An 11,110-nucleotide genomic window follows, 5' to 3' on the forward strand; every position below is an offset into this window, starting at 1 on the left:
AGTGCTGTTAAAGCTGCAGAACCGATCGCAAAGCCTTTACCGATTGCTGCTGTTGTATTACCAACTGCATCTAATTTGTCTGTGATTTTTCTAACTTCTTTAGGTAATTCACTCATTTCAGCGATACCACCAGCATTATCCGCGATAGGACCATATGCATCTACTGCTACAGTGATACCTGCTGTTGAAAGCATACCAACTGCTGCAAGTGCAATACCGTAAAGTCCCATGAATTTAAACGCCATAAGCGTTGCTGCCGAAATAAAGAGAATTGGCCACATAGTTGAGAACATACCCACTGCAAGACCAGAAATAATAGTTGTCGCTGGACCTGTAAGTGATTGTTCTGCTATTCTTTGTACATGTTTGTAATCGCCTGAAGTATAAATTTCAGTGATAACGCCGATTAATGTACCACATACAAGACCTGCTGCAATCGCAAAGAATGCAGATAAATTGCCAAAGAAATGATTACTTAAGAAATAAGCAGATACCAATACTAAAAATCCACTAGCATAAGTTGATTTTTTAAGAGCACCATGTGGATCTGAGTTTTCATTTCCTTTAACAAAGAATGTTCCAATGATTGATGCAATAATACCACATGCTGATAAAAGCAATGGGAAGTATGCACCCTCAATACCATAAACCGCAAGACCAAGTGTGATAGAAGCAATGATAGAACCAACATATGATTCAAATAAGTCAGCACCCATACCTGCAACGTCACCCACGTTGTCACCAACGTTATCAGCGATAACCGCTGGGTTTCTTGGATCGTCTTCTGGAATTCCCGCTTCAACTTTACCAACAAGGTCCGCACCAACGTCTGCAGCTTTAGTGTAAATACCACCACCAACACGTGCAAAGAGTGCAATCGAAGAAGCACCAAGACCAAAACCAGTTACGATTTGTGGATCTTTAAAAATATAATACAAAGCACTTACGCCGAAAAGGCCAAGTCCCACAACGGACATACCCATAACTGCGCCGCCTGAAAAAGCAACTGATAATGCTTTGTTCATGCCGTTTTCTTTAGCTGCAAAAGCCGTTCTCACGTTAGCTTTTGTCGCAACTTGCATACCGAAAAATCCTGCTAATGCAGAAAATAATGCCCCACATAAAAAGGCAATTGCAGTTTGAAAGCTGTTTAGACCAATTGTGATCACCACTGCTAAAATCGCTGCAAAGATTACTAAAACCTTGTACTCTCTTCTTAAGAAAGCCATAGCACCTTCGTGAATATAAGAAGCAATCTCATTCATTCGATCATGAGTGACCGTTACTGTATTGATTTTTCTTATAACCAAGAAGAATGCAAACACGAGTGCAACAATGCCCACACCCGCAGATAATAATGCGTAGTTCATTTAAAATTCCTCCCCACAATAAAGATTTAATGAAAACAAACACACTAGCCTAACCTTTTCTTCTCATAACGTAAGATACATTTTCTCTTTTTAGTTCATCAACCTTATAAGATATTCCGTAACTAAAAAAAATATACAATAATTAGCTTGAGCTAATTATTGCATATATGCTAATAGTAATGCTGCTACAATAAACACTACTGCTGATACTTTTGTAACTTTGTCAAACTTATCATCGTAGTCTCTTGCCTTATTCTTACCCCAGATTTGTTCTGCGCCGCCACCAATTGAGCCTGATAGTCCCGCTGACTTACCTGATTGTAATAAGATACTCGCAATTAACACTAATGATGCCAGTACTAAAAATACTGTTACGATTGTCGATAACATTCTAACACCTCCGTCTTTACTTGCTTAACATAGGTATTTTAACACAGTATGTCCTAAAATACAATTAATTGTTTCTTTTTTATCAAAAAAGCACAAAGGCTTGATGTTGCTATTCATCAAGCCTCTGAACATTCACCCTAGTTTTGTAACCAAAATTTGCTAATTTCATTTATTCTTAACTTGAGATGCTAACTCAAGAAAGATTTAAAGTGAAAATTGACAACTTTTATTATTTTAACCTAATTATCTTAAGTTGTAAAATGCAGATAAGCCAGCGTAGATTGCGTTATCGCCTAATTGCTCTTCAATTCTTAATAATTGGTTGTATTTTTCAACACGGTCAGTTCTTGCAGGTGCACCTGTTTTAATTTGACCAGAGTTAACAGCTACAGCAACGTCAGCAATTGTAGAGTCAGCAGTTTCACCAGATCTGTGCGATGTTACTGTAGTAAATCCAGCTCTTTTAGCCATTTCAATTGCATCTAATGTTTCTGTAAGTGAACCAATTTGATTTAACTTGATTAAGATTGAGTTAGCTGATTTTTCCTTGATACCTCTTGCTAATCTTTCAGTGTTTGTAACGAATAAGTCGTCACCAACGATTTGAATTTTGCTACCAAGTTTTTCAACCATTAACTGCCATCCTGACCAGTCTTCTTCGTATAAACCATCTTCGATTGAGATGATTGGGTATTTTTCTAAAAGGTTTGCATAGTATTCAACCATTTCAGCTGAAGTATATTCTTTACCATCACTTGCTAAAGTATATTTGCCAGTTTTCTCATCATATAATTCATTTGCAGCAACGTCAAGCGCTAATCTGATTTGCTCACCTGGTTTGTATCCAGCTTTTTCAATTGCTTCCATGATTACTTTTAAAGCATCTTCATTAGTAGGAAGATTTGGAGCGAAACCACCCTCATCACCTACACCAGTAGCTAAACCTTTAGCTTTAAGAACGCCTTTAAGCGTATGGTAGATTTCAGCACCCCATCTTAAAGCTTCTTTGAAGCTTGTAGCACCAACAGGTAAGATCATGAATTCTTGGATATCCACGTTGTTATCAGCGTGAGCGCCACCATTCATGATGTTCATCATTGGCACTGGTAATGTTTTAGCGTTAGTACCGCCAACATACTCGTATAATGAAAGTCCTACAGATTCAGCAGCAGCTTTTGCTACAGCAAGTGAAACACCTAAAATAGCATTTGCACCTAATTTTGCCTTATTTGGTGTACCATCTAAAGCGATCATCATTTTGTCGATGCCCACTTGATCAAATACATCCCAGCCTTCTAATTCTGGAGCGATGATTTCGTTAACATTGTTAACTGCCTTTTCAACGCCTTTGCCTAAATATCTGCCCTTGTCGCCATCTCTTAATTCTACTGCTTCAAATGCACCTGTTGATGCACCAGATGGTACTGCAGCTCTACCCATAGAACCGTCTTCTAAAAATACTTCTACCTCTACAGTAGGGTTGCCTCTTGAGTCAAGAATTTCTCTTGCAAATACATCAGTAATAAATGACATGTCGAATACCTCCATATAATATATAATTTATGTGTCACATTTTCATGTGTTGGTAACTTCTAATTTTACAGTGTTCCCTGTGGATAGATCTTCTCATTATACACAGTCCGTTATACGTATTGATCGCATAACCTTAACCATTCGCAAATGGGCTCTTATTAATCTTACTAAGCTTTTAAAATAATAGATGTTCCAGTCATTTCAGATGGTTTTTCAAGACCCATCATCTCAAGCATTGTCGGTGCTAGGTCACACAGTTTGCCACCTTCAACAAGCTTCGGATTTCCAATACCACCAACAATACATGGCACATGGTTTGTTGAGTGTGCTGTCATTGGTTCGCCAGACTCTGTAAGCATCTGTTCTGCATTACCGTGATCTGCTGTGATGATAAAATTACCACCCAGTGATTCCAATTTGCCAACCACTTTGCCTAGACATTCATCAACAACTTCAACTGCCTTAATGGCTGCTGGAATGATACCGGTATGACCAACCATGTCCGGATTCGCAAAGTTTAGGATAATTAAATCGTAGTGATCTCTATCCAATTCTTGCAAAAGTCTATCTGTCACTTCATATGCTGACATTTCTGGTTTAAGGTCATATGTTGCAACCTTTGGCGAAGCCACAAGTGCTCTATCTTCACCTGCATTTGGTGCTTCAACACCACCATTAAAGAAGAAAGTAACATGTGCATACTTTTCAGTTTCAGCGATTCTTAATTGATTCTTGCCAAGCTTAGCAAGGTATTGTCCAAGTGTGTTGTCTATAGTTTGTGGCTTATAAGCAACCGTCACATTAGGCATTGTTTTATCATATTGTGTAAAGCAAACATATGTGGTTTTAAAATACTTTCTTTCAAATCCATTAAAGGCTTCATCCACAATTGTTCTTGTGATTTCCCTTGCTCTGTCTGGTCTAAAGTTAAAGAAGATTACTGAGTCATTCTCGCCAACTGTCGCAACAGGCATACCCTCTTTGACAATCATGGTAGGGATGATAAACTCATCTGTTACACCCGCTTGGTATGAAGCTTCCATTAATGCCACAGCAGATTCTGAACTTGCACCTTTTCCATTAACGAGCATATCATATGACTTTTCAACTCTTTCCCATCTTTGGTCTCTATCCATAGAGTAGTAACGTCCTGAAATAGAGGCAATAACACCAAAGTTGATTTCAGCCATATAGGCTTCTAACTCTTTAACATAGTTGATACCACTGGTTGGTGACGTATCTCTGCCGTCCATGAAACCATGAACATAGATATTGTCAAGGCCCTGATCTTTTGCCAGCTTAATAAGCGCTTTCAAATGATCGATGTGGCTATGAACACCACCATCAGACAGTAGTCCCCATGTATGAAGCTTTGAGCCATTTGCCTTTGCATTGGTCATGGCAAGTAAAAGTGCTTCATTCTCAAAGAAGTCACCATCTTTGATGGACTTTGTAATTCTGGTTAACTCCTGATAGATTACTCGGCCAGCACCAATATTAAGATGTCCCACTTCAGAGTTACCCATTTGTCCCTCTGGTAAACCAACATCTAATCCGCTTGCACCGATTAAAGTATGAGGATATTTTTCAATATAATGATCATAATTAGGGGTATTTGCCATTTCAACAGCATTACCAACTGCTGAATCACTTTGTCCCCAACCATCCATTATAATGAGTGCAGTAGGTTTTTTCATAATTTACTCCTTAGAAATTTACAAGCTGAACGAAATCAGCCTCTAAAAGGCTCGCGCCACCAACAAGTGCGCCATCGATGTCTGATTCATTCATGATTTCTTCCACGTTTGCAGGTTTAACACTGCCACCGTATTGAATTCTAACTTCTTCAGATACATCTTCTGTATATAAATCTTTAAGTACTTCTCTAATGTAAGCAATAACATCGTTAGCATCTTGGCTACTCGCTGTTTTACCAGTTCCGATTGCCCAGATTGGCTCATAAGCTACAACAACAGTTGGAACGTCTTTAGCATCAATGCCTTCGAAAGCATTGATGATTTGAGTTTTACAAACTGCTTTTGTCTCTCCAGCTTCTCTTTGCTCTAATGATTCACCAACACATACAATCGGCACAAGACCTTTTGCAAGTGCTTTTTTTGTTTTTAAGTTCACTGTTTGATCAGTCTCTCCATAATATTGTCTTCTTTCAGAGTGACCAATGATGACATGTGTAACACCGATTTCAAGAAGCATATCTGCAGTCACTTCACCAGTGAAAGCACCCTTGTCTTCAAAGTGCATATTTTGGGCACCAACTTTAATGTTTGTACCTTTTGCAGCTTCTACCATATTTTGAAGTAAAGTATATGGTGCACATAATAAGACTTCAACATCTGTATTTGCCACATCAGATTTGATTGCTTCAACAAAAGCAACACCCTCTTTGATGGATTTATGCATTTTCCAGTTTCCTGCAATAATTGGTTTTCTCATGCTCTGCCTCCTATTTTTCGTTAAGTGCGTCTATACCAGGTAATACTAAGCCTTCTAAGAACTCAAGCGAAGCACCACCACCTGTTGAAATGTGTGTCATCTTATCACCAAAACCTAAGATGTTAACAGCAGCGGCACTATCACCACCACCAATTACAGTTGTTGCATCTGAATCAGCAAGCGCTTTTGCAACAGCAATTGTACCTTTGGCAAAGTTCTCAAACTCAAATACGCCCATTGGACCATTCCAGATTACTGTTTTTGCTTTAGCAACAACTGATGCATAGTTTTCAGCTGTCTTAGGACCAATATCAAGACCCATAAAGTCAGCAGAAATATTTTCATCTGAAGTAACAACCGGTGCAGAGTCTTTATTGAATTCAGCAGCAACGATGTGATCCACTGGTAATAAGAACTCAACGCCTTTTGCTTTAGCATCTTCAATCATCTTCTTAGCGTATTCAACCTTGTCTTCTTCGATTAATGATTTACCCACTTCAAAGCCTTGTGCTTTAAGGAATGTATAAGCCATACCGCCACCGATAACAAGCGTGTCAACCTTAGTTAACAAGTTCTCAATAACTTTAATTTTATCTGAAACTTTTGCCCCACCGAGGATTGCACAGAAAGGTCTTTCTGGACTATCTACTGCTTCACCAAGGAATTTTAATTCTTTTTGAATGAGGTAACCACATACAGATTCTTCAACAAATTCTGTAACGCCAACGGTTGAAGAATGTGCTCTGTGAGCCGTACCAAACGCATCGTTAACATATAAATCCGCGATAGAAGCTAGATCTTTAGAGAAAGCTTCTCCATTTTTTGTTTCTTCTTTTCTAAATCTTGTATTTTCAAGGAGCATCACTTGGCCATCTTCTAATGAAGCTGCTGCTGCTCTCGATTTTTCTCCGACTACTTCTTCTTCTGAATGGAATACAACAGTTTGTCCTAATATTTCAGAAAGGCGATCAGCCACTGGCTTCAAGCTAAACTTAGCATCAAATTCTTTCGGTTTTCCAAGATGTGAACAAAGAATCACTCTTGCACCATTTTTTACTAAGTATTCAATTGTTGGCATTGCACCAATAATTCTGTTTTCATCTGTGATTTTACCTTCTTGAATAGGTACATTAAAATCACATCTTACCAATACTTTTTTACCCTTAACACTTACATCTTCTATGGTTTTCTTGTTATACATAACCTTGCGCCTCCAAGTTATATTTTAAATACGGCTATAGCACTCTCGTGGGATACTGTGAATTAAATGCTTTCAATATCCCTAATTTATTCAATTTACGTAATTTAGTCATATAAATAATTCAGTCATATATATAGTAAGCCCTGAAATGAAATTTCAGGGCTATTGTTTGTTAGAACCGAATTATAATCCTTTTTTAACCATTAATGATACTAGGTCTACAACTCTGTTTGAGTAACCCCACTCATTATCATACCAAGATAAAATTTTGATCATGTTGTCACCCATAGTCATTGTAGATAAACCATCGATGATTGAACTTCTTGAATCTTGTCTGTAATCTACAGATACTAATGGCTCATCAGAGAATCCTAAGATACCTTTCATTGGGCCTTCAGCAGCAGCTTTCATAGCAGCATTAGCAGCTTCAGCAGTAACAGGTTTTTCAGTTTCGAATACGATATCTACTACAGATACTGTAGGAGTAGGTACTCTCATTGCCATACCGTTTACTTTACCTTTAAGCTGTGGAAGTACCAAAGCAACAGCTTTTGCAGCCCCAGTTGTGGTTGGAATCATACTTTCAGCTGCTGCTCTAGCTCTTCTTAAATCTTTGTGAGGAGCATCAAGAATCTTTTGGTCATTTGTATAAGCATGAACAGTTGTCATTAAGCCTTTAACAATACCAAATTCTTCATCTATTACTTTAGCAAAAGGTGCAAGACAGTTAGTTGTACAAGAGGCATTTGAAACTATATGATGTTTTGCAGGATCATAATCGCCGTCATTTACACCTAAAACTATTGTAATGTCTTCGTTTTTAGCAGGTGCAGAGATAATAACTTTTTTAGCACCAGCTTCGATGTGTTTTGATGCTTTAGAAGCATCTGTGAATAAACCAGTTGATTCAACAACGATATCCACATTTAATTCTTTCCAAGGTAATACGCCTGGATCTCTTTCAGCAAAGATTTTGATTTCTTTACCATTTACGATTAAGCTACTGTCTTTTGCTTCAACAGTACCATTGAATTTTCCAAATAATGAGTCATACTTTAATAAGTGTGCTAACGTAGCAGCATCTGTTAAATCGTTGATTGCAACGATTTCAAATCCTGGATTTTCTAATCCCATTGCTACTTTAAATGCGTTTCTACCAATTCTACCAAAACCATTAATAGCTACTTTTACCATTGTTAAATCCTCCTTAAAATTATAAAAGTTCATTGATTTTCTTAGCTGTCTGTTCATCTGTGACAAGAACTAAGTTTGGATTGAGCTTGCTGATGGCGATTATAGATTCAGCCTTATCTATGCCACCAGCAACTGCTATTACATTCTTGAGAGCTTTAAATTTATCTAAATCAATACCAATAGTACTGATTTCGTGGACTATTTCACCGTCTTTATTGAAGTAATAACCAAACGACTCTGCGACTGCACCCTTTTCAAGTATGCCTTCGATTTCTGCAGCATCCAATACTCTGCGTTTGGCCATAACGTCTGCACGGCCAATCCCGAATAAAAGAACATCCAGTTTGTCGATGTACTCTAAAATTCTGCGAATATTAGGTTCGTTTTTGAGTTCTTCAATAGTTGCTTTAGACAAATTATCTTGTGTATAAAGCATTTGATATTTTGCATTAAGTTTATTCGATAGTATTTCAGCTAATGTGTTGGCTTGATATTCATTTTTGTTGCCAAGTCCACCTCTTGCAGGGACAATCATAATATCATTCTGGTCAAATTGCGTCCATTCCGCTTTATACCCATTAATTGCTTTTTCTATCGAAGAACCTCCAGTTAATCCGATAATACTTTTGGGATTAATTAAAGTGCTTAAATATTTAGCTGCTTCATAACCGATTTCATTTAATGATACGTTTTCATCATGAATCCCAACTGAACCAACAATTACTTTTTTGATCTTCAATTTATTCGAAATTTCAGCCTCAAGTTCATTGATTCCATTAACCTGATAAAAAATATCTGTTAAAGCCGTTAAAACATCTTCACCTTTTTTGGTTATTCTCATGCCATCTGGATAATAATCTATTAGATGATTATCTTTTAAGATGTCACATTCTCTTCTAACCACCCGTTCAGTGTAACCCATAGTAGAAGATAAGATTCTTCTGCCAATGGGCTGATTGAACTTCACGGTGTTTAAAAGATTAAACCTTAGGGGAAGGAGCTCATCCATTTCTGGAAAAGCATACTTTAAAACGAATATTAACTTTTCTCTATCTGAATTTTGTGTTTGACTCATATTATCACCAACCATCGGGATGTTATTCATCCTCTTTATTTTTATGCGTCCCAGACGTCATAAAAAAAAATTCGTCTATAAATCGACTCAATTTTTTTTAAATTGTCATCACTTTGTACCCGACTTACATGTTTATTATAGCACCCCAAAAACAAAAAACAAGGGGTTTTTGAAAAAAAGTGGACTTTTTTTATCCCCGATGGACACCAAATGTCCCTTTAGGTTTTTTCGTTAATCAATTAACAAGCTCTAGTGAGTCTTTTGAACCCCTAGAGCTTTATTTTTTTAGAATCTTTTCCGCTTAGAAGAAGGCGGTATATTCAGTTCATCTCTATATTTTGCGACAGTTCTTCTCGAAATATTGATGCCCTTTCGATTGAGTTCATCTGTAAGGAATTGATCACTTAATGGCTTTTTAATGTCTTCCCCATCAATCATCTCCTTGATGACGATCTTGACGCTCTCAGATGAGACGCCTTCACCTCCAGCACCCTTTACACCACTTTGGAAAAAATACTTTATTTCAAAAAGGCCATTTGGACATTGGATGTACTTTCCGTTAACTGCCCGGCTAACTGTGGACTCGTGAACCTCCACTTCATCAGCTATATCTTTAAGATTTAAAGGCTTCAAATAGAGCATTCCCTTTTCAAAGAACTCATACTGGTACTCAATTATAGCCTTACAGACACGATAAATGGTATTTCTTCTTTGTTCAATGCTCTTGATGATCCTAAGTGCTGCCTGTAAATTCTTGTTAAGATATTCACTCGTCAGTTCATCACGTTCAACATTCTTCAGCATGGCCTTATAAAAACTGTTAATCTGTAATCTAGGATTTGCAGCTTCATTTACAGCAATAACATATTCATCCTTTACCTTCTCAACATAGACATCAGGTACAATATACCTCACATCTCTCATAGAAGCAAAGAGCCTACCTGGCTTTGGTTCGAGACTTTTAATATAATCATAGGCAAGTTGAACGCGTTCAACCGTTTCACCCAGTTTTTTTGCAATTTGGGCAAATCGCTTTTCACCAAGGTCATTGATATGGTCTTTGACGAGGATTTCTTCAAGACTGTCTTCAAATCCCTGTTGGTACATTTGAATTAGGAGACATTCCTTAAGACTTCTTGCACCAACACCTGGAGGATCGAAAGATTGTACCAAACGAATAAGGGTTTCTAGTGCCTCCATCGTTAGGTTAAAGTATTCTGCTGTATCCTCCATATTGATTTCCAAATAGCCATTATCATTAATACTCTCTATAATGAACTCACAAATCGTATAGAATTCCTTGTCTAAATTTGCAAACTTAAGTTGCATTAGGAGGTAATCTTTTAATGTTTCTTCATCTGCAACGAAATTGTCATAGCTAAATTCTTGATCAAAATCATAACTGACATTACCCATAGGTCTGGCATCTTCAAAATAATTGACCATTTCTTCCCAATCAATTTCCTTTTTGACACCTTTATCCAAATCATATTCATAATCGGAATCAACATCAATGTCACTAATATCATTATCAGATTTAACTTGAGGCACATCATCTTGATCCGTTGCAGCATTGGACAATTTTTCCAAAATGGGATTGTTAAGAAGTTCTTCTTCTATGAACTCGTTTAACTCTTGAGCATTGTATTGTAGAATTTCAATTGCTTGTTTCAGCTCTGGTGTCATAATTAACTTTTGCGTTTGAACTAAATTTAAATTAAAATTCATCTTCATAATAATTTCACCCATTCTTTGTTATTTCATTAGAATATTCAAATCTTTACAATTCACCATCTCATTCCGAAACACTTCTCTATTATAGCAAATTTCTTGCCAAATTTGAACACCCAAAGTACAAGTTTCACTATTGCTCGAAATAACTCACTTAAAAAA

At 37.1% G+C, this 11,110-nt stretch carries 9 protein-coding genes; all 9 read right to left on the minus strand.

The genetic code is table 11. From position 1 onward, the window contains the following. Positions 1-1,370, minus strand: a 1,370-nt coding sequence (locus tag AC220I_RS12355; RefSeq protein ID WP_486724146.1) for a sodium-translocating pyrophosphatase, incomplete at its 3' end; no start/stop codon positions are given. A gap of 156 nt (positions 1,371-1,526) precedes the next feature. Next, positions 1,527-1,760 (minus strand): preprotein translocase subunit SecG, encoded by a 234-nt coding sequence (gene secG, locus AC220I_RS12360; protein ID WP_486724147.1) that lies wholly within the window; start codon positions 1,758-1,760, stop codon positions 1,527-1,529. Positions 1,761-2,003: 243 nt separating this feature from the next. After that, positions 2,004-3,293: a phosphopyruvate hydratase gene (gene eno, locus AC220I_RS12365; protein WP_486724148.1), complete on the minus strand. Its 1,290-nt coding sequence runs from the start codon at positions 3,291-3,293 to the stop codon at positions 2,004-2,006. A 167-nt stretch (positions 3,294-3,460) separates the two neighbouring features. Then, positions 3,461-4,993, minus strand: a complete 1,533-nt coding sequence (gpmI, locus tag AC220I_RS12370) for a 2,3-bisphosphoglycerate-independent phosphoglycerate mutase (protein WP_486724154.1) — start codon at positions 4,991-4,993, stop codon at positions 3,461-3,463. A 7-nt stretch (positions 4,994-5,000) separates the two neighbouring features. After that, on the minus strand, positions 5,001-5,747 hold the full coding sequence (gene tpiA / locus AC220I_RS12375) for a triose-phosphate isomerase (protein ID WP_486724149.1): 747 nt from the start codon (positions 5,745-5,747) through the stop codon (positions 5,001-5,003). A gap of 10 nt (positions 5,748-5,757) precedes the next feature. Further along, positions 5,758-6,948 carry a phosphoglycerate kinase gene (locus AC220I_RS12380; protein WP_486724150.1) on the minus strand — a complete coding sequence of 397 codons (1,191 nt, stop codon included), beginning with the start codon at positions 6,946-6,948 and terminating at the stop codon, positions 5,758-5,760. A 183-nt stretch (positions 6,949-7,131) separates the two neighbouring features. Then, positions 7,132-8,142, minus strand: coding sequence for a type I glyceraldehyde-3-phosphate dehydrogenase (gene gap, locus AC220I_RS12385; RefSeq protein WP_486724151.1), 1,011 nt, complete (start codon positions 8,140-8,142; stop codon positions 7,132-7,134). Between the two features lie 19 nt (positions 8,143-8,161). Then, positions 8,162-9,217: a sugar-binding transcriptional regulator gene (locus tag AC220I_RS12390; protein WP_486724152.1), complete on the minus strand. Its 1,056-nt coding sequence runs from the start codon at positions 9,215-9,217 to the stop codon at positions 8,162-8,164. A gap of 285 nt (positions 9,218-9,502) precedes the next feature. Then, on the minus strand, positions 9,503-10,951 hold the full coding sequence (gene rpoN, locus AC220I_RS12395) for an RNA polymerase factor sigma-54 (RefSeq protein ID WP_486724153.1): 1,449 nt from the start codon (positions 10,949-10,951) through the stop codon (positions 9,503-9,505). Positions 10,952-11,110 lie beyond the last annotated feature (159 nt).

This window comes from Fusibacter sp. (assembly GCF_057447755.1).

Excerpts from the sequence above, each read along its gene's own strand:
- gap (WP_486724151.1), bottom strand. The coding sequence starts at position 8,142 with ATGGTAAAAGTAGCTATTAATGGTTTTGGTAGAATTGGTAGAAACGCA.
- rpoN (WP_486724153.1), bottom strand. The coding sequence starts at position 10,951 with ATGAAGATGAATTTTAATTTAAATTTAGTTCAAACGCAAAAGTTAATT.
- AC220I_RS12390 (WP_486724152.1), bottom strand. The coding sequence starts at position 9,217 with ATGAGTCAAACACAAAATTCAGATAGAGAAAAGTTAATATTCGTTTTA.
- secG (WP_486724147.1), bottom strand. The coding sequence starts at position 1,760 with ATGTTATCGACAATCGTAACAGTATTTTTAGTACTGGCATCATTAGTG.
- tpiA (WP_486724149.1), bottom strand. The coding sequence starts at position 5,747 with ATGAGAAAACCAATTATTGCAGGAAACTGGAAAATGCATAAATCCATC.
- eno (WP_486724148.1), bottom strand. The coding sequence starts at position 3,293 with ATGTCATTTATTACTGATGTATTTGCAAGAGAAATTCTTGACTCAAGA.
- AC220I_RS12380 (WP_486724150.1), bottom strand. The coding sequence starts at position 6,948 with ATGTATAACAAGAAAACCATAGAAGATGTAAGTGTTAAGGGTAAAAAA.